The organism is Paenibacillus sp. FSL H8-0457 (assembly GCF_038051935.1).
Taxonomy (GTDB): domain Bacteria; phylum Bacillota; class Bacilli; order Paenibacillales; family Paenibacillaceae; genus Paenibacillus_AQ; species Paenibacillus_AQ lautus_A.
The window spans coordinates 436160-460245 of the sequence record NZ_CP150293.1 but is presented as its reverse complement, the minus strand read 5'-3'; the positions used below and the strand labels follow the sequence as shown (position 1 = coordinate 460245).

General features: G+C 51.6%; 17 protein-coding genes. 3 read left to right on the top strand and 14 right to left on the bottom strand.

Translation table 11 applies throughout. From position 1 onward, the window contains the following. Positions 1 to 161: 161 nt before the first annotated feature. The 8 genes from MHI43_RS01975 to MHI43_RS01940 form a co-directional block, all read right to left on the bottom strand. Positions 162 to 815 carry a response regulator transcription factor gene (locus MHI43_RS01975; protein WP_036664790.1) on the bottom strand — a complete coding sequence of 218 codons (654 nt, stop codon included), beginning with the start codon at positions 813 to 815 and terminating at the stop codon, positions 162 to 164. Further along, complete coding sequence (locus tag MHI43_RS01970; RefSeq protein WP_036664791.1) at positions 794 to 5896, bottom strand: AAA family ATPase; 5103 nt, start codon at positions 5894 to 5896, stop codon at positions 794 to 796. Before MHI43_RS01970 ends, MHI43_RS01975 begins: the two co-directional genes overlap by 22 nt. Before the next feature lie 789 nt (positions 5897 to 6685). Then, positions 6686 to 8800, bottom strand: a complete 2115-nt coding sequence (locus MHI43_RS01965) for a glycoside hydrolase family 76 protein (protein WP_036664792.1) — start codon at positions 8798 to 8800, stop codon at positions 6686 to 6688. Positions 8801 to 8876: 76 nt separating this feature from the next. After that, positions 8877 to 9767 (bottom strand): carbohydrate ABC transporter permease, encoded by an 891-nt coding sequence (locus tag MHI43_RS01960; protein WP_009593907.1) that lies wholly within the window; start codon positions 9765 to 9767, stop codon positions 8877 to 8879. A 27-nt stretch (positions 9768 to 9794) separates the two neighbouring features. Further along, positions 9795 to 10715, bottom strand: coding sequence for a sugar ABC transporter permease (locus tag MHI43_RS01955; protein WP_009593927.1), 921 nt, complete (start codon positions 10713 to 10715; stop codon positions 9795 to 9797). 41 nt (positions 10716 to 10756) lie between these two features. Further along, positions 10757 to 12037 (bottom strand): ABC transporter substrate-binding protein, encoded by a 1281-nt coding sequence (locus MHI43_RS01950; protein ID WP_012818597.1) that lies wholly within the window; start codon positions 12035 to 12037, stop codon positions 10757 to 10759. Positions 12038 to 12096: 59 nt separating this feature from the next. Then, complete coding sequence (locus MHI43_RS01945) at positions 12097 to 13332, bottom strand: glycoside hydrolase family 125 protein (protein WP_051425402.1); 1236 nt, start codon at positions 13330 to 13332, stop codon at positions 12097 to 12099. A 452-nt stretch (positions 13333 to 13784) separates the two neighbouring features. Beyond that, positions 13785 to 14945, bottom strand: a complete 1161-nt coding sequence (locus MHI43_RS01940; protein WP_051425403.1) for a GntR family transcriptional regulator — start codon at positions 14943 to 14945, stop codon at positions 13785 to 13787. Positions 14946 to 15173: 228 nt separating this feature from the next. On the opposite strand from MHI43_RS01940, the gene splB reads away from it, so the two are divergent. Continuing rightward, on the top strand, positions 15174 to 16199 hold the full coding sequence (gene splB, locus MHI43_RS01935) for a spore photoproduct lyase (RefSeq protein ID WP_012818594.1): 1026 nt from the start codon (positions 15174 to 15176) through the stop codon (positions 16197 to 16199). A 104-nt stretch (positions 16200 to 16303) separates the two neighbouring features. On the opposite strand, the gene MHI43_RS01930 is transcribed toward splB, so the two are convergent. Together MHI43_RS01930 and MHI43_RS01925 are read right to left on the bottom strand one after the other, a co-directional pair. Then, on the bottom strand, positions 16304 to 18322 hold the full coding sequence (locus MHI43_RS01930) for a bifunctional diguanylate cyclase/phosphodiesterase (RefSeq protein ID WP_036664793.1): 2019 nt from the start codon (positions 18320 to 18322) through the stop codon (positions 16304 to 16306). A 389-nt stretch (positions 18323 to 18711) separates the two neighbouring features. Beyond that, on the bottom strand, positions 18712 to 19050 hold the full coding sequence (locus tag MHI43_RS01925) for a helix-turn-helix domain-containing protein (RefSeq protein ID WP_009593955.1): 339 nt from the start codon (positions 19048 to 19050) through the stop codon (positions 18712 to 18714). Between the two features lie 203 nt (positions 19051 to 19253). Here MHI43_RS01925 and MHI43_RS01920 point away from each other — a divergent pair, with 203 nt between their 5' ends. Further along, positions 19254 to 19847, top strand: a complete 594-nt coding sequence (locus MHI43_RS01920) for an NAD(P)H oxidoreductase (RefSeq protein WP_036664794.1) — start codon at positions 19254 to 19256, stop codon at positions 19845 to 19847. Between the two features lie 274 nt (positions 19848 to 20121). Continuing rightward, the gene (locus MHI43_RS01915) at positions 20122 to 20535 is read left to right on the top strand and encodes a DUF2500 domain-containing protein (protein ID WP_036664795.1); all 414 of its coding nucleotides are present in this window, start codon (positions 20122 to 20124) and stop codon (positions 20533 to 20535) included. Positions 20536 to 20692: 157 nt separating this feature from the next. On the opposite strand, the gene MHI43_RS01910 is transcribed toward MHI43_RS01915, so the two are convergent. From MHI43_RS01910 to MHI43_RS01895, 4 genes are read right to left on the bottom strand one after another with little or no spacing between them, the layout of a single operon-like run. Beyond that, positions 20693 to 21112: an OsmC family protein gene (locus tag MHI43_RS01910; protein ID WP_009593933.1), complete on the bottom strand. Its 420-nt coding sequence runs from the start codon at positions 21110 to 21112 to the stop codon at positions 20693 to 20695. Positions 21113 to 21154: 42 nt separating this feature from the next. Then, positions 21155 to 22141 (bottom strand): oligopeptide/dipeptide ABC transporter ATP-binding protein, encoded by a 987-nt coding sequence (locus tag MHI43_RS01905; protein WP_036664797.1) that lies wholly within the window; start codon positions 22139 to 22141, stop codon positions 21155 to 21157. Then, the gene (locus tag MHI43_RS01900) at positions 22125 to 23147 is read right to left on the bottom strand and encodes an ABC transporter ATP-binding protein (protein WP_036664798.1); all 1023 of its coding nucleotides are present in this window, start codon (positions 23145 to 23147) and stop codon (positions 22125 to 22127) included. Before MHI43_RS01900 ends, MHI43_RS01905 begins: the two co-directional genes overlap by 17 nt. Before the next feature lie 22 nt (positions 23148 to 23169). Then, positions 23170 to 24075 carry an ABC transporter permease gene (locus MHI43_RS01895; protein WP_012818588.1) on the bottom strand — a complete coding sequence of 302 codons (906 nt, stop codon included), beginning with the start codon at positions 24073 to 24075 and terminating at the stop codon, positions 23170 to 23172. Between the last annotated feature and the right edge of the window lie 11 nt (positions 24076 to 24086).

Below are 24086 nucleotides of genomic sequence, written 5' to 3'. Positions count from 1 at the left end.
TTCGGATCATTCGCTAGCAGATGCTATTTCCCGAGAAATAATGACAAGGGATAACCATAAATGAAACAAAAAAAGGACTTCTAATTAAAGAAGTCCGAATTACTTATTTTTACATATTGAGCATTAAAATCAATTAGCAGTTAGTATTTCGTCGCACCCGTTCACAACATCGCCTGAAGCCGGACGATAGCCTGTGCCCGATCGACAACCTCCAATTTACTATAGAGATTACTAATGTAATTACGGGCTGTGCCTTCCGCAATATGCAGCATATCCGCGATTTCCCGGTTGTTCAACCCTTGGACCATCAGTCTTGCCAGTTCTTCTTCCCTTTCGGTCAACCGGATTCGATCCAACCGATTTCTTAGCATACCAGAATGCCCCTCTGACATTCTGCTCATTCTTGCCGCCAATTTAGCAGCAACCGGAGCAGGAAGAATGAACTGTCCCGCAATCGTATCCCGAATCGATGCAATCATTTTATCCGCATCCATATCCTTTAACATGTATCCGTTCGCTCCGTGCGCCATTCCTTCTACGATGTAATCCGTCTCAATGAACGTAGTTAAAATAAGAATAAAGATATCCGGATGGCTCTGTTTTATATGCTTCAGCGCTTGGATTCCATCCATGACGGGCATTTGAATATCTAGCAGTACAAGTCTGGGTTGGAGGGCATCCGCCAATTCACAAGCTTCTTCCCCGTTCTTGGCTACCCCTACAACCTCCATGTCGTCTTCCAGATCCAGTATCGTCCGTAGCCCTTCGCGTGTTAACAGCTGGTCGTCAGCCACTACAATCGTGATTTTTTCCATTCCTTTTCCCCAATCCATTGCTTTTGGTAAGGCAAATTAATCCGAAGCAGACAACCTTGACCGGGTCTGGAATCCACCGTCAAGCTGCCTCCCAATTGTTCAACGCGTTCTCTCATTGTTTTCAGTCCAAAACCATTAACGATTGTGCGAGCCCCGATACCTTGGTCTTGAAGCCTGAACTCAAGCTCCGACCCCACGAGCATCAGATTAAAATGGAACACCATGCTTCCACCATGGCGTATTCCGTTAGTTAATCCCTCCTGCAGCGCATGATAGATCGTCTTCTTACATGCTGTAGACAACCATTCGGGCAGATCATGGATAGACGCATGGATAGTAACTCCAGCGTTTCGCTCCGTATCCCGGATTAACTCCTGAAGCATATTGGGAAGATGGGCATATTTGTCCTCCCTTAACATGTGTACCGAGCCCCGGATTTCATTGAGGCTGTGGCGCACCAAATCTTGTGCCTCGTTCAGCCGCTGAACTCCGGCCTGCATATCCTTATGAAGCAGCCTTTTGCCTGCTTCAATCTGCAGAATCGTCGAAGTAAGCGTATGCCCAACAATATCATGAATCTCTTGCGCGATACGATTCCGTTCCTCATAGACAGAGGCCTCAGCCTGCGCGGCCGATGTTTCCCTCATCGATCGCTCCAGACTTCGCGTTCGCTCTTCCACTTGAAGCTCCAGATTTTCCTTCAAATATTGAATCCCGGTATACAGCTTGGCATTTTTGATCGAAATTGCGCATTGAGAGCCTAGCAATTTCAATATATCGAGCCGCTGGGGCGTAAATATGCTGCGCGATAATTTATTCTCCATATATAGAACGCAAGTCAGTTGATTCTGATGGATAATCGGTAGACACAGCACCGATTTTAACCCTTTGTTCCTGACATACGTATTGCGTACAAACATTCCTTCATTAGACGCGTCATGGAGAACAATGACCTCTTGCGTTCTGGCTGCATAACCGACAATGGGGGCAGGTACGATTTCGGATTCCTCCCCCAACGGCACGGACTCGATCCGGATATCCGCTGATGTGCCCCAAGCCTCAATTGTCCATTTGCCCTCATCGTCGAAAATAACCGCCCCATACTCCGCGCCCGCATTGTGCAGCATAATTCGCATCAGCGAATCCAACAGCCGGCTCATCTCCATTTCACCCGATAAAGCCTGTGCGGACATCATGACCGAGAGCGTATCCACGCGTTCCAATCCAGACTCGGGTCTCAATTGCAGCAGATGAGGGTGCTCCTGCTTAAGGACCGCTGCCTTCGCCAAAGCCCCCCACTGCACGTAAGCTTCATAAGCCTCCGTCATATATATTCTGGCCAGACGCGGCTTGCCTTGACGCAAGCCATATTTGCCGTAACACTCCGCCGCCATCGCCATATCGTGAATATGTCCATATTGGCGGGCAGCCTCTATCGATTGCTCGTATAACTCCTCGGCTTGAAGGTTCCTCCGCATCAACCGAAATATCTCCGCTTTCATCAACAAATATTTATGCTGATAATTTTCTGGGCAGCGAATGGCGTATTCTTTCATTTTGCTTAGCCGCTTGCGCAATTTCCCCATATAATCGTTCTGCACTTCCATCGGCGCTTCTTCGTAAAGCTGTGCCCATACCAGCGACTCGTAATAGTATTGAAGAATCGGATCACCGGCCGTTTTCCGCTTTTCCAAGATAACGGCTGACCTCGCTAACGCTTCATTCGCTTCCCGATACTCGCCAAACAGATACCCCGGTAAATATCGATAAATGCATACTAACTCTTCAATCACATGGAATGAATCCCCGTGAACCGACTCGGCAAACTCCGCATCCGTAATCTGCCCGGTATCGAAGGGATCGTCAGGTGATCGAACGCCCGTCAACCGAATGAGAAGCGCAATAAATACTTTAAGCTGCTTGGAATGAAGATGATTATGATGTCTTAAGATATTCCCTGAGCTTGCGATTAGCCGGTCATATATCTCACCTAACGGATGACCAAACTGTAAGAGGGAACCACAATTGATCAGCACGCTTTGATTCCCTTGCCACAAGTCGCCGGATTCTAACCCGATCTTGCCTGCCTTCTCGGTAAATACCCCGAGCAGAGCCGGGTCGTATCGCCGCCAACTATCGGAACACAAAGTAAATGCGGTCAGCGTTCTCACATGCAGCTGCGGATATGGTTTCGACAAGCGATATGCGAGCATTCCCCATTTAAATGCCTCTTCATGACGAAAGCGATAATACATGAACAGGGCGTAGCCCATAAACCCGATGGAGGCCTCCGGGGTCATGCCGTAACGCAGCGTCATATCGACGATCGTTAGAGTATAAGAAAGCCATCCCTTCCGATTGACATAGAACGAGGCATTGCTCATATGAACCAACGCGGATATGGCCAGCTGCCGGGACGCATCCGTCATGGGAGGCAATTGATCCAGTTCTTTCATCGAATACTTGCCTAATTTCCGCTTTAGCCGTAACCACTGGAGAGTCAATCCGAATGAACCGAAATCAGACGGAAAATCAACTTGCAGCAGCCTTAAGGCATCTTGACCTAACGAGATCACTTCCCCATAATGGTCCTGACTTGCCTTCAGATGCATCTTCAGTACACAAACCGATGCTTTGTCCAAAGGGGTAACCGCCTTCTCCATCAAAGATTGGAACAAGTCGTGGGCGAGCTGGAAATGGGCACATAAATATTCCAATTCCGCTCGTTCCCGGTTGGCCTGAAAAGCGAGTCCATAATTTGTCCCCCAGTTATCCCCGTCCGCCTCCAAATAAGCCGTTGCAAGGCGCATATATCGCAGAGCAGTCTCGTAGGCGGTCGATTCTTTCGCCTTCAAGCCTGCCCTAAGGTTCAGCTCCGCCATCCTTGTTCTCTGTTCAGGTTGACGGTTCCCCTCCACGGCAAGGTTCATATGATTAACAGCTTCAAATAAAGCCTCCGTACCATCTCCCTGACCGAGATTCATTCGGTCAAGGAAGAGCAAGCCGATGCTCCAATGCAATTCCGAGCGTTCTTCTTCCGGAACAAGCGTGTAAGCCACCTGCTGGATGCGGTCGTGTTGAAATTTATAGGAGCTTCGGCTACCGTCGTTGATGAGCTGCACCAATGACATCGTTTCTGCCATCTCCAGTTCCTTCGCCAGTTTCGTTATGTGGAGCCCGGATATAATGGAGAGGGTTTCCAGATCAAATCGGCTCCCGAGAAATGAAGCATAGCCGACTACAATCTTTGTGGATGGTGGCATTACCTGCAATCGATCCGTCAGATAGGAGACCGCATTATCGGGAATGTTCATTTCGGCAATAAACGGCAAATCCCATGACCAGCTTTTGCTCGATGGATCAAAGAACACATGGCCATGGGCAATTAAATCTCCAAGAAACTGCTTGAGAAAGAAGGGGTTGCCGTCTGTCTTCCTAAGCAAGGCAACAGCCAGCTCCTCTACATCGCCATCTTTATAACGCATGACATCCTTTAACAGCTGGTTTATATCCTCCAAGGCAAGCGGCTGCAGGTCGATACGATTCCGTAGTATACGATCATGAGTCAAACGGTTTTCTAATCGACGGATCGGGTCTGCATCTTGATCACGGTAAGCCAATGCAACCAGCAGATGCTTGGTTGCTCTGTCGTCCAGAAGAAATTCCAGATATCGAAGAGATGCTTCGTCCGCCCATTGAAGATCGTCAAGAAATAGAACCAGGGGACAGTTCGGACGAAGGAACAACTGGATAAATCGGTTCATGATCAGATGAAACCGTTCCTGGGCTTCCACGGGCGGCAGCGGTTGAACAGGCGGCTGTTGGCCTATCAGCAATTCCAGCTCGGGAACCCGTTCAATCAGAATTTTCCCGTAATCCTCAACCGCTTGAAGAATCCGCAGCTTCCATACTTCGGCCTGCAGTGTGCCCTCGGTCAGCAGTTGACGAATCAGTTTACGGATCACCTGAATCCAAATATCGTAAGGCTGAGCCGTCTGATGGGTGCCGAACTTGCCCCTGATGAAGAAATAGTCCATAGATGCAGCCTGTTCCAGAGCTTCCATGAGAAAAGAAGTTTTTCCTATCCCCTCCGTACCGCTAACGCCAACCAGCACAACAGACCCGCTAGCCGCCCTCCGCACTGCATCCTGCAGCATCTGCAGCTCGGCTTGCCGTCCGTAGAATTGGGCCGATTCCACCCATCGTTCCGGTATATCCCGGCTTCCAAGTCGGAATGGTTCCACCTCGCCTGTAACCTGAAGCCGATTGAAACACTCCTCAAGGTCCGTTTGAATACCGAATGCGCTGATATACCTATCGTCGGGCATCTTCTCCATGCATTTCTGTATAATATCGGACACTATTTTGGGGATGAATGGGAATTTGCGGTTCAGAGGCTCAGGGGTGCCGGCAAGATGGCGGTATACCGTATTTACAGGGTCGATATGTTCAAAGGGTAAAGTACCGGACAACCACTCGTATAATATGATCCCGAGGGAATAAAAATCGGATCGGTAATCCGGCGTCATTCCCGTTCTGCGTGTCTGTTCAGGCGATATATAAGGAAGAAACGCATCCGGCCGGCTTAAGGAAGACAACGGGCTTTTGCCCGCTTCGGTTGAACACATACGGATATCGATCAGCTTCACTTCAAAGGTGCGGGGATTGACCATCAGATGAGAGGGCGTGATTTCGTTCAGCGTCATATTCTCTCGATGAATCCGAATAAGACAATCGGTTATGGCAACAGCCATGCGCAGGAGATCCGGAAGTTCCGGAACGTCAGAATATGCCCGCAGCAGCTGTTCCAATGTAACCCCGGCCATCTCTTTCAGGAGAAGAACCGGCCGATCTTCGATCATCTCCAAACTGTACGCTTCCAAGGCTCCACGGCCATCCAGCTTCTTCAATACGTCATACTCGTATCGAAAAGCAGCCACCATGGCCGATTCCGGACCTGCATCGCGCGTTGTCTTGGCTAAGACGCACATACCGTCGATAGAACGCGAAAGTCTAAAGAGTTGAATGTCTCCATTAGTATGGATTACGTCCAATGTTTGATATCCTGGCATTTCAAACATAAAGTTCCACTCCCTGATTATATGTAACAGCGTATTTAATGATCGCAGGCTAATTAAGGCTATTATAGCATTCGTCATTGCCGCGCTATATCAATCGCAAAAAGCTCGCGGTTTTTCTTTGCTTCTGATATGCAGAAGGCTCGGCTCCGAAATCTTCGACAGAACGAATGGGGAAAACAGACCATCCCCTTCGGTGGTCTGTTCTCATGGCTTGCCGTATGTATGGACGTTGTGAAACATCTGCAACAAGCACTGCCTATTCATGACGATCGTCGTTGTTGTACCGAACATATTTAATATAATAGAAGGGCAGCTCGACAAATAGTGAGTGGTGTCATTAAATTGTCATATGACATCGATCAGATTTTAGGTAATGACAGGGGTTTGCCAAATCGCGGTGACGGTTGATGAGGGTAACCTGGGTAGGGGACTTCGGGTTCGGTCTTGATTTCAGGGTTCTCCAAGTTGAATTTATGAATGTCAATTCCTAGCTGAATACAAACGTCTTCTATTTTCAGATTAATGGACATACATCACCTCATGAACGGATATGACCTTACTTCACAGAGCATCTGAAATCATGTTTCGTATCCAAGCCAGGATGTGATTTACCTCATAAATATAACGCATGGCCCGTGCGACCAACAGTGTGTGTTGTCATGAATATTGTCATATGACAATCATCTCGATTTGGTTGAATTGGGAATAAAATGAAAAAAGAGCACGCTGATCCGCGTGCTCTTCTCCAATCATTCACAAGACGCCAGCATCGCTGACAGCAAATCAAAGCTATTTGTTCAACACGGCCGCAGCCTCCGTCAGCATCATTCCGCTCAGCTGCACGCTCAGTTGAACGGGAAGAGTCGGCAGAGCATCCCAGGCAGGGCCGCATAAACCAGCATCCTCAAGCATTCCCTTCTCCCACAGCGTTTCCGCGTTACGCTGGATCATTCGGCGTACGGCGTCCTCTTCAGGCGCCTCTTCAAGCAGCACCAGCAGATAACGGATGAGGATGCCTTTAAACAGACCCGTGTCGTCAATGCCCTCATCGGGCAGAAGCAGGGTTTTTGGATCGCACAGCTCCAGCATGCACGCGTCAGCGGTCCGTTTAGCGTCTTCGAGATAGGACTTATCCCCCGTACAACGGTATAATTCCACTCCGGCACCGAGGAACACGCCCTGGCAATACGTGAACTTCCAATCGTAATCGATCTCACCGTCGCCGAGCCGGTTCATGCCATCCCATACAAACCCGGTCGATGGATCGACAAGCCGGCTCTTGTTCCATTCATAGATGCGCTTTGCCCATATCAAATCCTCCTCGTTTCGCTCCAAAAGATACAGCCTCGCCGCAAAAATGGCGGCAGGCGCGTTAGCCGGCGTGTTTTTGTAATCCAGCTGATCCTTCTTCCACGCCATGCCGCCCCCGCAGTGATCATTCCATGCGGTCTTGATGTCTTCCCACAGCGTAAGCGCCTGCTCCTTATACCACTCGCTTCCGGTAGCCTGATGCGCACGCAGCAGCGCGAGTGCCGTCCACTCCATGTCATCGTAATAATTGTGGGTGAACGTATGGCCGTTGTACTTATACAGGCTTCGGCTGAATGCTTCCATTCGGTCGGCATACATCGGTTTTCCCGTGCGCTTATAAGCGTCCACCAGCACATCCAGCACATGCGCCTGCCACCAATAATAGAAATTCTCGCCTGCCCCGGCATGTTCCCGCGGAAACCATTGATCCATAATGCCGCTGTCCGGGTTTCCGTAATTTCGGTACACTGCCTCCTGCAGCAGGTCCGCTCTCTCATCCCAGTTCGCCGCAGAATGCCGACCATCGCTCCCCCCGGCCTGCCCTGCGGATTCCAGCACGGCCGCACATTCAAGCAGCATCACGCCGCTCAGCTGCGAGCTGAGCTGAACGATAGCCTCAGACGTTCGGCGGCCCTTCCAATCGGTCCCGAACAACGCGCCATCTGCAGTCTTTCCCTGTTCCCAGAGCACATTGGCGTTCCGGCTCAGCCACCCTGCAGCTTCTGTTGCTTCAGGCCATACCTTGATGGCTTCCGTTACATAACGGATCAGGATGCCTTTGAACAATCCGGCGTCGCCTCCGCCTTCGTCCGGGAGGATGCCTTCTGCCGAATCCGCCAGCTCTACGCGCATCGCTTGAAAGGTCCGCTTGGAGTCTTCAAGGTACGCCGAATCACCCGTAACCCGAAACAGCTCGACCGCTGCTCCGATAAATACGCCTTGGCAATACGTGAATTTCCAATCTTTATCGATGGCCCCGTCCCCGGTACGGTTCATTCCGTCCCAGACAAAACCTGTGGCAGGATCCACGAGGGCATTCTTCTGCCAAGCGTAGATTTTCCGAGCCCATTCCAGGTCCGCCGGATTACCGAAAGCCCGATACAGCCGTGCCGCCAAAATAACCGCAGGCGCGTTAGCCGGAGTATTCTTATAACCGAGCTGCTCCTTGTGCCAAGCAATTCCCCCGCCTTGAATGTCGTTCCAGCCGGTTTGAATATCCTCCCAGAGCGTCAGCGCCGCTTGCTTGTACTTCTCCAGCCCCGTCGCCTCATAGGCGCGCAGCCATGCCAGCGCCATCCATTCCATGTCATCGTACAGTTCATTCGGCCATTCGCCGTTATTTCGGCGGAGCACTCCCTCATACAGCTGCTCCAGCCGCTCCGCATACAACGGATCTGCCGTGCGAACATAACCGTCCACCAGCACATCCGCCGCATGCGCCATCCACCAATAATGGAAAATCGTATTGCACGCCCCGTCCGGGCACGGCGTTTCTATATTGTACATACGGATCGAATCATTCCAGAAATGACGTTCCAGCGCGCGCTGCGCCTCATCGGCCCTTTTGGTCCAAATACCGGACACCGTTATCATTGTCGAAATCACTCCTGACATCTCAATATGCAAGTTTCTTTTTCCATTCCGTCAAAGATATCCAGCTTCCATCCCGCTAGCCTTTGATCCCGCTAAATGCGATGCCCTGAATGAAGTACCGCTGCAGAGCCAGGAACAGGACAAGGATCGGCAAAATAGCCACCAGCGCCCCGGCCATCATCGGGCCGTAATCCGTCTGGAAATTGAACGAGAACGCCTGGAGCCCCATCTGGATCGTCGCCTTGTTCGGATCGTTCAGCACGATCATCGGCCACAGGAAGCTGTTCCAGCCCGCCTGAAACGTGAAGATGCTCAGGGTTGCCAGCGCCGGCTTGGTCAGAGGCAAATAGATGCGCCAAAAAATTTTGAATTCGCCGCAGCCTTCAATCCGCGCCATCTCCATCATGTCGGAGGGGAGCGTCAGGAAGAACTGCCGCATGAAAAACACCGCAAACGTGCCGGAAGCCCCCGGAAGAATGATCCCCCAGAAGGAATTCATCAGCCCCATGCCCCCGCTTCCGAACAGGTCGTTGCCTCCCATCAGCGGTATATGGCGCAGCACGTACACGCTCGGGATCATCGTGACGATGCCCGGGACCATCATCGCGGCCAGCAGCACGCGGAAGAGTCCCGAGTTGCCTTTGAACTTCAGCTTGGCAAAAGCGTAGCCGCTGAGCGAACCGAAGAACAGGTTGAGCAGCACGCCGGTAATGGCCAGAAAGAATGAATTCCAGAAATAAAGGCCGAAGGGTACGGTTGTGAACGCCTTTTTATAGTGCTCCAGCGTGATGTCCGTAGGGAACCATTTGATCGGCATCGAGAACATATCCTCATCCGGCTTAAAAGAGGTCATCACGCTCCAGTAGAACGGGAGAAACATGACGATGGCGATCAGAATGGCACCGATATAGAAGACGCTCGCGGTAAGGATTCGCTGCCGCTTGGCCTGACTCTCAATTGCTCTCATCTCTTGTCTTCCTCCTCTAAGCCCCGATTACACAATCGATTCTTCCGATTTATTGATCTTCATGCTGATCAGCGAGAAGACCAGAATCGCCATCGCCAGCACGAAGGCCTGCGACGATGCATACCCCATTTGCAGTTGGTTAAAGCCCTGCTGATAAATGAGATAAACCGGCGTTTTCGTTGCATTGGCGGGTCCGCCCTGCGTGAGCACGAATGCCTGATCAAACAGCTGCAGCGCGCCGATAATCGACATCGTGCTGACAAGGAACGTGGTCGGCCGCAGCTGCGGCCAGGTAATGTAACGCAGGCAATCGAATTTGCTGGCACCGTCCAGACGAGCGGACTCGTACAGATAATCCGGCACGCCCTGAAGTCCGGCCAGGTAAATGATCATATTGGAGCCTACGCTCTGCCACAGCGTCATCATAATAATCGACAGCATGGCCGTATCGGTCTGGGACACCCAGGCCGGGCCCGTGATGCCGAACAGCGACAGGATCCCGTTAACGAGCCCGTATTCGGGATGCAGCATCCAGATCCAGACGGTGGCCGCCGCGACCGCCGACGTCAAAGTCGGAAGATAGTAAAACGTCCGCAGCGCCTTGACTCCCCTCGCCGCCCGGTTCAGCAGGATCGCCAGCAGAAGGGAGATCAGTACGTTGAGCGGTACGAACACCACCGCATAGATCATCACGTTAACGAAGGTTTTCCAATACAAATCATCGCCGAACAATCGCCTGTAATTGTCCATGCCGACCCAGTCGTTCGAGCTGAGCACGTCATAATTGGTAAAACTCAGGTATAGTGCCATTCCAACCGGGATCACCATGAATACCGCAAATAACAGCATTGTCGGCATAATGAACAGGTAGCCCATCCTGGCCTGGTGTTTGCCGAGCCTCGTGACGGAGGCAGGCTTGGCGCTGACTGGCTTCGTGGCGGAAGTCATCCTCATGCTCCTTTCTGTAGCTCCTAGAATCCCCGAATGCGTTAACGGGCAACGGCATTTTCCTTCAGCTGCTTATCGCCCTGCTCCTGGCTGAGCCGGAGGGTCTCTTCGGCGCTCTGCTTGTTCTGCATGAACAGCTCCAGATTCGGAATGACGGCATTCTCCTCCATAACGGAGTACCCCGGATGCGTCGGCCTTGTTTTGGCAAATTCGAGCGTTTCCATAAACGGAATCCATTTCGGATCGTCCGCGAAGAACGGATCTTCAAAGGCAGGCTTGAAGCCCGGCATATTCAGGCTCGTTTTGGCCCATAACACGGCATTGTCCTTGTTGGCCGTCCACCATTTGATAAACTCCCAAGCCTCCTCCGGATGCTTGGAGCCTTGCGGAATGACAAGCCCAAAGCCGCCCATAACGCTCCCCTTGTCGCCGTTCGGTCCGGCCGGTGGCGGCACGATGCCGTACTCCAGGTCTTTGCCGTATTTATCATAGGTGCTCAGCATCCACGGGCCGGTGTAGAGCATGGCGACTTTTCCGGTTACAAACGCATCCGTTCCTTCGCCCAAGCCGTCCTCGAAACCGATCTTGTACACCTTGTCCTCATTCAGCAAACGTCCCCAGAAGTCCAATACCGCTTTGCCCTTCTCGTTGTTCACGTTCATCGTGTTCTCCGGGGTCAGCATCGTTCCGCCCGCCTGCTGCAAATACATGTTGAACAGTCCGGGATCCCCCATCGACAACCCCGCCGTTTCGAGCTTGGTCCCGTTCCACTTGGTCGTGGCTTTGGCTGCCGCCTCAAGCTCATCCCAGGTGGTTGGCGGCTCAAGCCCGGCTTCCTCCAGCATTTTCTTGTTGTAGAACAGGGCCCGCGCATCCACCGTCAACGGCAATCCATACAGCTTGTCTTCATAGGTAAGCTCCTTCAGAGCCTCTTCGTAAAAATCCTCCTTGTTGACGCCGTCGCGCTCCAGGTATTCGTCCACGGGATGAAGCACGTTCTTAGGTGCATAGAGCGCGGTCCGCCACCGGTCCCAGAACACGACATCCGGCGTCCCCCCGTTCGTGGCCGCGGTCAGAAACTTCGTCACCACGTCCTGCTGCAGGGCATACTTCACCTCGATTTTATCTTGGGATTTATTAAAAGCATCCACCATCGTTTGGATCTGTTCCTGCCCTTCTCCGCCCCAGTCTCCCCAGAAGGTCAGCACCGTTTTGCCGCCGCTGGCTTCTCCGCCGGAGGAGCCGCCGCTGCCTCCTGAGCATCCCGCCAGAAGCCCAATCACAACTATCATCGACCATACGATCTTCCACTGCTTTTTCATTCGTTAACCCTCCCTTATGAATTCCAAGCTTGGTTCGCCGCTTCATCCCGCTGCTAGCTTTACCGTTTAACCGCGATACCGGAACACAACAGCACCAGTTCGCAAAACATCATATTGGCCCATGAAAACCAAGGCCGGGTATATTCCTGCGGCCGATCCACATGAAACCCTTCATGCATGAGCCCGGTTCCTCCGTCCGTTGCCAGCAGCAGTTCAAGGAGGCGCTGCCGCTCGGCTTCATCCTGTTCGGTCATCCCTTGCATCGCAAGCGCAATATGCCATATGTATTGATCGGGCGTATGCGGACTGCCGATGCCGGATGCAGCGGTCCCGGAGAAGTAGTACGGGTTCCGCTCACTCAAGATAAACCTCCGCGTATTCGCGTATATCGGATCTTCCGCATTTCGGTATCCCAAGTACGGAATGGACAGCAGGCTGGGCACATTCGCGTCGTCCATCAGGTTAACCGAACCCAATCCATCCACCTCGTATGCATAGATAGGGCCGCATTCCAGATGCTCCACAATGCCGTACCGCTGTATGCCGGCTTCGATCTGTGCCGCGAGCCCCTCCGCCGCCGCTGCCAGCTCCCGATCCTTCAGAATCTCCTCGGCAATCTCCGTCACATACCCCAGCACAACGACCGCAAACATGTTCGACGGAACCAGGTAACCGTGGGCGCAAGCATCGTCGCTCGGCCTGAAGCCGGACCAGGTCATGCCGGTATATGCCGTCTCCGCTCCTTTTCCGCGACGGACCAGCGTATCCGACGGAGGGCAGTTGCTTCGCTCGAAGGTGTAAGCCGATTTCTGTTCATGGTGCTGCTCTGTCGTCCACAACTCGATAATCTGCCGCACGCCTGCCCGAAAGGTTTCGTCAAAATGGCCGGTTCTTCCGGAGTTTTTCCACAGCAGGTAGCTGAGCTGGATCGGGTAACACAGCGAATCGATCTCGTATTTGCGTTCCCAAATCCACGGACTCATCTCGGTTGCATCATCCTGATGTCCCATCCCATTTGCAGACTCATTGAACGCATTGGCATACGGATCCCGCAGAATATAGTCAAACTGGCGTCTGACCACGCCCTGGATCATGTCGCCGATCTCGCGGTCCTCTCCAAGCACCAGGAAGGGCCTGACCTGCGCAGCCGAATCGCGCAGCCACATGGCAGGAATATCCCCGGTAATGACAAACGTCGTGCCGTCCTCCATTCGCTTCAAGGTGGTATTCCAGGTATTGGCTAGGCATCTCTCGAACATGTCAGCCGTTCGTTTCGGCTGCTTCGCCCGAACCATGTCCGATAACCGCCTAATGGCCTCTGGCAGTTCAGTTATGGATTGCACGTGATGTTCCCCTTTCACTTGATGGAATTATGAAACCGCTATCACGAATCAGTATATTGTTATCTAGTTAATATGTCAATATATAAAATAAATTAAATGTTATATTAGGTATTTGGTAAACGTCGACACAAAACAACGCTGCTCCTCACCGAATTAAGAACAAAAAAAACCATGTGCTCACAGCTTCGTGAGCGCATGGTTTGCATGCGTGCATGGGTAAGGGAAGACATTACAAACATTCCGTATTCACGTTTCCTGTTTGTAAGGTTCAACCTCCAAGGTTTTCGTTATCGAATTCGAATTTTCATTTGGTCGGTCAGGGAATTACCAATTCGCCGGTCACTTTCCAACACACTATGCATCGAAGGCTGCGCCAGCTGCGCAGACGTTTGAACAAGTTTCTGCTATTCCTTGACGGGACCGGTAGATGCGCCAACCACCAATTCCGCAGGCAATCTCTTCTCGACCGCAACCGCGTCGTGGTTCATGATGCCCAGCACCGTCTCGATCGCCAGCCTTCCCATCTCTTCCTCGTTCTGCCGCATATGGGTAAACAAATACCCCTCACCGATATTTAATTGCGGACTGTCGAAGCATATGATCGATAGATCCTCCGGGACCCGCAAACCGAGGCGTTCAGCCGCAACCTTAGCAAGCAATGCAATATTGTACTCAATCGCAAAAAAAGCGGTAATCGACGGATGATCCTGCAAATGCTGCATGATCCGCTGTATTTCCCGTTCAATATTGCTTTCGTAGAAAGCATTGGGCAGCGTGGCCGTTACGTCACTGATCCAGATTTCCTTGTCAAACGCGATGCCCCGGGCGGCATGAGCCTGAACGAATCCTTCAATCCGCTCTTCGACCGCCGTCGTATCCCTCGGCGGAGGAGACAGCAGGGAAATATGGCGATGACCCAAATCGAATAAATGCTCCACCGCCTGCACGGCTGCCCCAAGATTATCCGTGCTGATGGAAGCCGCAGCGACCCCCTTCAGCTTGCGGTCAATCAGGACGAGCGGGAAGCGGGCAATGACCATTTTCAATATTTCGGCATTAAAATATTCACCCTGCGCGGGAAATACGATAAGACCGTTCACGCCGAGATTGCGCAGCTTCTGGATGGACAATTCCTCGTTATCCTGGTCCCCGAACGTTCTGCGCAGGACCAGAAAGCAGTCATTCTCCCTGGAATACTGCTCCATGCTGTAGATCAGCCGCGTCCCGTAGCTTGAAGAAAAATCCGTGATGACCAGGCCGATCATTTTCTCCCGGCCGGCCGTTCCCGTTTCTGTGCTCTCTGAGGAGATGGGTTCCCTGTGTACCACAGGCTCATCCGGATCGGCTACGAACGATCCCTTGCCCGGCTTGCGCACGATCACGCCTTCTGCCGCCAGCAGATCCAAGGCTTTCTTGCTCGTGATTCGGCTAACTCCGTACTCATCCGCAAGTTCCTTCTCTGATGGAACTTTATCTCCAATCCGAAACATATGGGTTGAGATCTTTCGCTTCATCTCGTTAAAAATCTGTTCATACATCGGCTTCGTGGAAGCTGCATCTTTCAAATTGATATCCCTCCAACGGTACTCCAAAACCTGCTAATTTATATAACAATATAACATGATATATTTAAATTGTCCATGTTGAACGATGATCGCTCACAGATTCATCACATCCCCTATTTGCTTAAAACAGCACCATACAAACTCATAACTTGTACAATGCATGTTCAACCTGACCATTGCCCATCCTATAATCCATATCCTTAAATTTTTGCGGGGGAGGAAGATTCGTTGGAGCGTTTTGACCCGGAACTCGTCTTTTTTGAGCCGGATGCGTTGGAGTATCCGCTTGGGAAGAAGCTGCATGCATGGTTTGAGGAATTAGGCACACCCATCAAAATGACCACCTCCCATAATCGGGTAACCGGCATTCCGGGGGAGACCGAAACCGAAAAATACCGAAACGCCAAACGCACCCTAGTCGTCGGGATTAGGAAGACCTTGGATTTCGACACGTCCAAGCCTTCTGCGGAGTATGCCATCCCGCTGACCACGGGATGTGCAGGGCATTGTCATTACTGCTACCTGCAAACCACCATGAGCTCGAAGCCTTATGTCCGGATTTATGTCAACCTGGATGAAATTTTGGGCCGAGCGAAGCAGTACATCGCTGAGCGGTCGCCCGAAATCACCCGGTTCGAGGCCGCTTGTACCGGCGATCCCGTATCTCTGGAGCATTTGACCGGGGCACTGGCCTATTACATTGAATTTATGGCCAAGCAGGAACATGGCCGACTGCGATTCGTGACGAAATTCGCCAACATCGATTCCCTGCTCAATATCGATCACGGCGGCCATACCAGGGTACGCTTCTCCATCAATTCCGATTATGTGATCCGTTATTTCGAGCCGGGTACCTCTTCCTTCGAAGAACGCATTGAAGCCGCAGGGAAAATTGCCGAAGCCGGATATCCGTTAGGTTTCATCATTGCCCCGATCGTCAAATATGACGGATGGCAGGAAGGATACTGGCATTTATTGGAGAAGCTCCACGAGCGATTGAGCCATGTGGAGGTTAAGGATCTGACGTTTGAGCTCATTCAGCACCGGTTTACCAAAACGGCCAAAAACACCATTTTGAAACGGTACCCCAAAACCAAGCTGGACATGGATGAGGAGGACCGGCAGTTAAAGTGGGGAAGGTATGGAAAATTCAAGTATGTCTATAAGGCCGAAACCGTCGAGGAGTTTCAGCAGCTGTTCGAAAAGGGAATCCAAGAATATTTCCCGCGCGCGGAAATTGCCTATTTTGTCTAAAATACCTGGGAACGCCAGTCATTTGATGTACCCAAAAGCAACAAATAACGGACACCTCCCGGTGCCCGTTATTCTTATGAACCGTATCTATTCCCTTCCGCCCTTCATCGAAGGACCGCGAACTCTTCGGCCTTATGATCTTGGTCGTACATCCAGACCTCAATCTCATGGATATCCATCGGCTTTCCGTAATAGTAACCCTGCATGACATGACACCCGAGCCCCGTCAAAAAGTCGATATGCTCCTTATTCTCCACGCCTTCGGCGATCACGTCCAGATTCAGCTTTTCCGCCATAAGAACGACGGCGTTGACGATGGCGCGCTTGCTGGGCGTGTCCAAATCATTGGTGAACTGGCGGTCCAGCTTCAGGGCATCAATCGGAATCCGGTCCAAAAGCCCAATCGAGGAATAGCCGGTTCCGAAATCATCCATGGAGACCTTAACCCCTAAGGATCGGATACTCCCAAGCTGACGGATGATATCGTTCACATCGTGCAGCACCATGGACTCCGTAATTTCCAGCTCTAACAACCGCGGCTCCAAATCCGCCTTGCGCAGCACGTTTTGAATGAGCTCCAGCAGATTGTCGCCATGAAATAAACGGACCGATAGATTCACCGAGACCGGCTGGACAACCCCGCTATCCTGCCACACCCTGCACTGCTTGCATGCTTCTTCAAGCGTCCAGCGGGTCATCGGAATAATCAGCCCCGTCTCTTCCGCTATCGGAATGAATTCCTGAGGAGAAATCACGCCGAGTCGGGGATGCTTCCAGCGGAGCAGCGCCTCGAATCCGACCAAGCGGTCGCTTTGCACATTCCATTTCGGCTGATACACGATGAAGAACTCCTTCATCTCCAGCGCTCTTTGCAGGTCCTTCTCCAATTCCATCTTGCGAACCTCTTGAAGCCCCATCTCCTCGTCATAAAGGCATTGCTGATTCTTGCCGAGCCCCTTCGCTTTATACATGGCGGTGTCGGCATTCTTCAGCAGCGTCGTACGATCCGAGCTATGGACGGAACCGATGCTGATGCCGATGCTAACCGTCACATACAGCTCGTTGCCGTCGATATGGTACACCTTTTTAATTTGTTGGAGTATATCATCGGCTAAGCGCTGGGCATAATTCGGGTCGCTTTGCTTCAAAATAACCAGAAATTCGTCCCCCCCGATCCGGAACACCTGCTGGCCGCTTCGAATGAATTGGCGCAGCCGCTTGCCCACTTCCTGGACCAGCAAATCCCCGACATTATGACCCAGCGTATCGTTGATGGCCTTAAATTGGTCCAGATCCAGAAACAGGATCGTAATCTTATCCGTTTCGGCATTCGTCCTGAAGAACCGGTTCATCTCATTGCGGTTGGGCAATCCCGTGATCGTATCCTGATAGGCCAGTTTTTCCAGCACATGCCGGTCAAAGAACATCGCGCCCCAGGAAATCAACAGAATAGCAAAAATCGCGACCGTCACGCAGTACAAAAGGAAGAAATCCACAGACTGCGGCTGATGCGTCATCATGCCGGCATGCGCTTCAAAGCGCGCCGCCTTCATCCCTGTATAATGCATCCCGCACACGGCGAATCCCATGACAACCGCCGAGCCCCACTTGAGAAAGCTGGACTTGGAATGGCTGCGAAAACGAAGAAACAATAATAAGGCCGCATAGGAGGCCGCCAGCGCAATGACGACGGACAATATCCAAAAGACGGGATCGTAACGTATGTCGGCGTGTACGACCATGGCTTCCATTCCCATGTAATGCATCGTCACGATGCCGCTTCCCATAACGAAACCGCCAATGGCGATTTTGGACCAGTTAATATCCTTGGGCATGGTGATATAAAACGCGATGAATGAGGAAATCACGCTGGCCAGCATCGACATGATGGTCAGAAAGGCATCGTACTTCACGTTCATATTCATGTGCATCGCCAGCATGCCGACAAAATGCATGGACCAAATGCCGCTTCCCATGACCATGGCTCCCCCGAATAGCCAAAAAAACTTGGATTTGCCGTTCGCGTCCGAAATTTTGGACGTAATATTCAAAGCCGAGTATGAAGCAAGTATAGCGATCGCAATTGAAAGCCCAACAATATACAAGTTATAATTGCCGTCCATCTGAGCTGTGCACACTCCTTTTGTGAGTAATCCTTAGGTCCTATGAAGTTCATACGTTACCCGAGAGACAAACGTTTCTATTAATTCAAGGATGGCTCTCCCTGCATACCCTAAGATGATAATTCTTATGGTTACAGCCCGCCCGGCCCTGAGTCTTCTACCTATTATATCTTTAGTAACTATTCAATTTCTCGACAAACTCCGTTTTGGCCGAAACTTTCAGAACCCGCATGAGTCTAAAGGACTATATATTCCACAATATCCCTGCCTTTCCTTCTAACCGATTTAAAATAATGGCACGCAGAACGGACATTTCAACCGGATGGATAACGTGAAAAACAAAAAAACTGCCGACTCATTCCCTAAGGTCAGCAGCTTTTATCATGACTTCATGGAGCACTTACCTTCGTTTCTCCATTCATATACTTCTCGCCCCACTCACAGATTTGATCCAGGATGGGCTGCAGTGAAACGCCCAATTCGCTCAGCTCGTACACGACCTTCGGCGGCACTTGATTAAAGACCGTTCGCGTAATAATCCCATCCTCCTCCAGCTCCCGAAGGGTCTGGGTTAACATCTTCTGCGTAATATCCGGCATCTCTTTCTTAATTTCACTCGTACGCTTGGGCCCATAACTAAGGTGGCACAGCACAACGATCTTCCACTTGCCGCCGATCACCTCCATGGTGGCTTCGGACGGAATATGGTATTGTCGATCGCGATTCATAAGATCCTCTCACCTCCCGGACGTAAAATTACTGCGACTATGAAGGGCACTTTAGGGTGCTAATAGCACCTTTAGGTACCTATAGAACAAATAAGTGCGTACTTCCTTCCAGCCATTATATGATACATAATCCCCTTATACCAGTACTGCAAGAAAACAAAGCACATTCAACACATTATAGAAGAAAGCGAAGGTGATTCATGATGAAAGTACTGACCGTTGTCACTCATCCCAGAGTGAACTCCTTTACATTTGCTGTCACGGAGCGATTTGTGCAGGGGCTTCAAGATGCCGGACATGAGACGGAGGTTCTGGATCTTCACCGCATCGGTTTCGATCCGGTTCTGTGGGAGGCGGACGAACCCGATTGGTCTGATGCTGGCAAGGTTTTTTCCGCTGAGGTTGAAAATGAGATCGCGCGAATGAAACAGCACGACGCGCTGGCCTATATTTTCCCGGTATGGTGGTACGGGGTTCCGGCTATGCTGAAGGGGTATATCGACCGTGTCTGGAATCACGGCTTCGCATATGGCGGCGGTTCCAAGCTCCATCACAAGAAGGCGTTATGGATCGCATTGGCAGGAGCGTCGGAGGACCATTTTGCCAAGCGGAGCTATGATACGATGCTGTCCCATTCCCTCAACGTCGGCATGGCCAACTATTCCGGAATCGAAGATTCCCGAGTGGAATTCTTCTATGATACGTTAGAGGGCAGGCCGGAGCACATGGAGAGCCTGCTGGAGCGGGCATATCAACTGGGGCTGCATTATGCGGGCTCGGGAGTACATGTGAAGTGAAGGCTCCCTAGTGGAGTTAGAGCTTTGTTCATACAATAAAAATAAATCGGCCTCGCTCTTGAGGCCGATTTTTATGTACCGCGCTTCGGATCGCTCGCTCTCATGTCATTGATACGTCAATAAGGAACGGCGGAATCCAGGTTGGCCACAACTCAACCGTTGGTCATTACTTGCTCGGAACATCCATTGCCCCAACCAAAATTTGAAACATTTTAGTCATTTTTACCGTACATATAATCAATGGAAAAATAACGGAACAGGAGGAGTGCCGTCGATGATGCCCCAAGGCCCGTCTTTTGGCGGAGGTTTTGATTTTATGTTTACGCTGGTTCCCATTCTGATCGGGATTGTATTCGTCATTGTGATCGTGGGCTTCATCTCCAATGGCGCCCGCTATGTTAAGAACGCCAAGTCCCCGCGCACTTCCGAGTTTGCCCGGGTCGTCTCCAAACGGATGGATGTCCGCCATCATACCAATCACCACAACAGCGATAACGGAATGATGCACGCCAACCATTCATCCCGTACGTATTATTACATCACCCTCGAATTTGATAATGGAGAACGAAACGAGTATCTTGACGTCAAGAATCTGTACGGTCTTGTCGTGGAGGGGGATACCGGCTATGCCGCCATCCAGGGCGACTGGATCGTCGCGTTTGAGCGGAATATGCAGCCGCAGTCGTGACCGGACGCGTTTACAATATAAAAATGAAGAAGCATCACGTCTCCGTATTTTATTCGTACGGTCCCTTAAGAACAGAAGAGCCTTAGTCCGCGGTGAAACACGGACTAAGGCTTTTCTTGTTGAATAGACTTGAATGGTTAATATTTCATCTAATCCTTTACGCATTGCTGCTCGTTTCGATAGGCTCATTCACTTCGATCAGTTCAACGACGGCCTCGCTTTTCAGCGTATTGCCGATCGTGCATGCACGCTCTACGACGGATTTCAGCTTCTCCTTGTAGGCAGGCTCCAGCGTTGGCGGCAGCGAGACAAGGACGTTGAAATGCGAGAACTTATTGCTTTTATCCTCTGCTTTTACTGATGACACTTCGATATGAATGGAAGACTTATCATATTCCACGCCGTCGTAAGCCATTATTTTTTGGAGCGAGATGGATACGCACAGCGCCAGGGACGCTTCCAGCAGCTCTCTCGGTGACAAGCCGCCCTCCAAATTCGGGCCGTGGTTTCCTGCAATCTGAAACCCGGCCTCATTGAATATCCGATCCTGGCCTTCTACGATTTGCAACGTTGTCATGGTCCTTCTCTCCTTTTGGTTGGGGTTGCGAACTTATCTGTTCTAGTCAACAAGATGACAGGCGACCTTATGGCCCGGCCGCACTTCTCTTACAGCCGGTATGTCTGTTCTGCATACATCGGTCGCATAGGGACAGCGCGTGTGGAAAACACAGCCGCTCGGCGGCGATATCGGGGACGGGATTTCCCCCCGCAACATGATCCGTTCCTTTAATCGGCTGCGGTTGAAATCCGGTACGGCCGAGAACAGCGCCTTCGTATAGGGATGCAACGGCTCATGGAACAAATCGTCCGTCAAAGCCTCTTCCATTATTTTTCCGAGATACATAATGCCGATCCGATCCGAAATATACCGAACCACGCTGATATCATGCGTTATAAATAATAGCGTTAGTTTCATTTCGCGCTGCAGGCGCTTGAGCATGTTCAGAATTTGCGACTGGATGGACACGTCCAGGGCGGAGACCGGCTCGTCGCACACGATGATTTTCGGATTCATGATCAGCGCGCGCGCCAAGCCCAGCCGCTGGCGTTGACCGCCCGAGAATTCATGGGGAAAGCGAAAGGCATGCTCCGGCTGCAAGCCGACGGTTTTCAGGATTTGGAACACGGTTTCCTGACGCTCCGCCTTGTCCCCCATTTTATGAATGATCAAGGGCTCCTCCAGCATCCGGCCGATTCGTTTCCTCGGATTGAGCGAAGAGAACGGATCTTGAAAAACAAGCTGCACATCCTTGCGGAAATTCCGCATTTCCTCCCTCGTCATGGCCGCCAATTCCCGATCCCGATACAGGACCTGCCCTTGGCTCGCCGGCGTTAATCCGAGGATGGTGCGTCCCGTGGTGCTTTTCCCGGAGCCTGATTCGCCGACCAGACCGTAGGTTTCTCCCTCGTTCAATTGCAGGGAAACGTCCGAGACCGCGTTGACGTATGCTTTGGCGCCCCCTAATTTGCCGAATGATCCGTACACCGGAAACTGCTTGTGAAGGGAGCTGACCTTTAAAATCGAATGATCAGCTGCTTGTTCCAACGGTTGTCTCCCTCCCTTCCGGCTTGTTTAGGGCCTCATAATGCCAGCACTTCACTCGATGGTCCGTTTGGGCCGTTTGCATCGGGGGCTCGGAGGTACGGCACAGCTCGTCGGCATAAGGACACCGCGTTGAGAAGCCGCAGCCCTGCGGAATATCCGTCAGGGATGGTACCGTTCCCTCAATGACGTAAAGCTCATCGTCCCTGTCCCCTTCCAGCTTGGGGATGGATTGGATCAGCCCCTGGGTATAAGGATGCAGCGGCGTTTGGAACAGCTGTTCCGTGGGAGCTTCCTCAACGATCTGCCCCAAGTACATCACCTTCACGCCCGTGCAAATTTCCGAGACCACGCCCAGATCATGCGTAATGAACAGCACGCCCATGCCCATTTTGCGGTTCAAGTCGGCGATCAATTCCAAAATCTGCGCCTGAATCGTCACATCGAGCGCGGTTGTCGGCTCATCCGCGATCAACAGGTTCGGCTCGCAGGAGAGCGCCATGGCGATCATCGCCCGCTGCTGCATTCCCCCCGACAGCTGATGGGGATATTCGTTAACCCTGATTTCGGGCGAAGGAATGCCCGTCATCCGCAAAATTTCGATGGCTTGCTGATGGGCTTCCTTCTTGGACTTCTTCTGATGAAGGCGTATCGCTTCTCCGATTTGGTTTCCAATCGTGTAGACAGGGCTCAGGGAGGTTAGCGGATCCTGAAATATCATGGATATTTGATCTCCCCGGATCGCCCGTAATTTGGAATGCGGGAGGGACAGCAGGTTCTGATTCTCGAATACGACCTCTCCCTCGTACTCGATCGCATCCGTATGATCCAGCAATCTCATGATGGATTGGGACATCACGCTTTTTCCGCTGCCGGACTCCCCGACGATACCGATGATGTCGCCAGTATTCATGGAAAAGCTGACCCCGTTCACCGCTGTCACTTTTCCGCGCTCGGTATGAAAATGCGTTTTAAGATTTTTCACTTCCAATAGAGGCTCTTTATTCATGGAAACACCTCCAGCCTTATATTCATCGCTTTCTAAACTTTTGCTTCACGCGGGGGTCCAGCAAATCGCGCAGCCCGTCTCCCAGCAAATTTAAGCTGAGGACGGACAGAACGAGCGTTGCCCCGGGAAATACGACCATCCACCATGCCTTGTAAATAACAAGCTTGCTTGCCTGCAAAATGTTCCCCCAGCTGGCTTCGGGCGCAGGAATGCCCGCACCGAGAAAGCTTAAAGCCGCCTCCGAGATAATCGCTTCGGCAAATACGAATGTCGCCTGTACCAATAGAGGAGACAGTACATTCGGCACGATGTGCTGCCATATAATGCGCGTGGAGCTGGCCCCCTGGACATGCATCGCCTCGATGTAGGTTTGCTCGCGCACCACCAGTGCTGCCGAGCGGACGACTCGGGCAATATTCGGCGTGAACACGATCGTCAGCGCAATGATAACGTTCAAAGCGGATGCGCCGAGCGCGGCCATTAAGGCAATGGCAAGCAAGATTCCCGGAATCGCAATCAACCCGTCGCAAATGCGCATGAGAATATGGTCCAACGTCTTGTAATACGTCGCATAGACGCCGATCACGAGTCCCAGAGCGGAGGACAGCAGCGCAACCGCCAGTCCGACGCTAATCGATACCCTGGCCCCGTAGAGAAGCCGGGTTAACAAATCCCGTCCGAATTCGTCGGTACCCAGCCAATGCTCGGCCCCGGGTGGCGTTAAACGGTCCACAACCTTCATATCGTACGGACCGTAGTTCGTGAAGAGCGGTCCGATCAGCGCCAGAATCACCAATACAACAAAGATGGTCGCTCCGATCAAAAGCCCGTAGTTGGACTTCAGGCGGCGATATCCTAAGGCTCGCTGTTCTTTTTTCAGCTTTTTGCTGACTTGAGCGACATATTCCTTTTCCTGAACTGTAGCCATCCCGTTACACC

Coding starts and splice junctions, on each gene's coding strand:
- MHI43_RS01975 (WP_036664790.1), bottom strand. CDS start 815: ATGGAAAAAATCACGATTGTAGTGGCTGACGACCAGCTGTTAACACGC.
- MHI43_RS01970 (WP_036664791.1), bottom strand. CDS start 5,896: ATGTTTGAAATGCCAGGATATCAAACATTGGACGTAATCCATACTAAT.
- MHI43_RS01965 (WP_036664792.1), bottom strand. CDS start 8,800: ATGATAACGGTGTCCGGTATTTGGACCAAAAGGGCCGATGAGGCGCAG.
- MHI43_RS01960 (WP_009593907.1), bottom strand. CDS start 9,767: ATGAGAGCAATTGAGAGTCAGGCCAAGCGGCAGCGAATCCTTACCGCG.
- MHI43_RS01955 (WP_009593927.1), bottom strand. CDS start 10,715: ATGACTTCCGCCACGAAGCCAGTCAGCGCCAAGCCTGCCTCCGTCACG.
- MHI43_RS01950 (WP_012818597.1), bottom strand. CDS start 12,037: ATGAAAAAGCAGTGGAAGATCGTATGGTCGATGATAGTTGTGATTGGG.
- MHI43_RS01945 (WP_051425402.1), bottom strand. CDS start 13,332: ATGGTTCGGGCGAAGCAGCCGAAACGAACGGCTGACATGTTCGAGAGA.
- MHI43_RS01930 (WP_036664793.1), bottom strand. CDS start 18,322: ATGGACGGCAATTATAACTTGTATATTGTTGGGCTTTCAATTGCGATC.
- MHI43_RS01925 (WP_009593955.1), bottom strand. CDS start 19,050: ATGAATCGCGATCGACAATACCATATTCCGTCCGAAGCCACCATGGAG.
- MHI43_RS01920 (WP_036664794.1), top strand. CDS start 19,254: ATGAAAGTACTGACCGTTGTCACTCATCCCAGAGTGAACTCCTTTACA.
- MHI43_RS01915 (WP_036664795.1), top strand. CDS start 20,122: ATGATGCCCCAAGGCCCGTCTTTTGGCGGAGGTTTTGATTTTATGTTT.
- MHI43_RS01910 (WP_009593933.1), bottom strand. CDS start 21,112: ATGACAACGTTGCAAATCGTAGAAGGCCAGGATCGGATATTCAATGAG.
- MHI43_RS01900 (WP_036664798.1), bottom strand. CDS start 23,147: ATGAATAAAGAGCCTCTATTGGAAGTGAAAAATCTTAAAACGCATTTT.
- MHI43_RS01895 (WP_012818588.1), bottom strand. CDS start 24,075: ATGGCTACAGTTCAGGAAAAGGAATATGTCGCTCAAGTCAGCAAAAAG.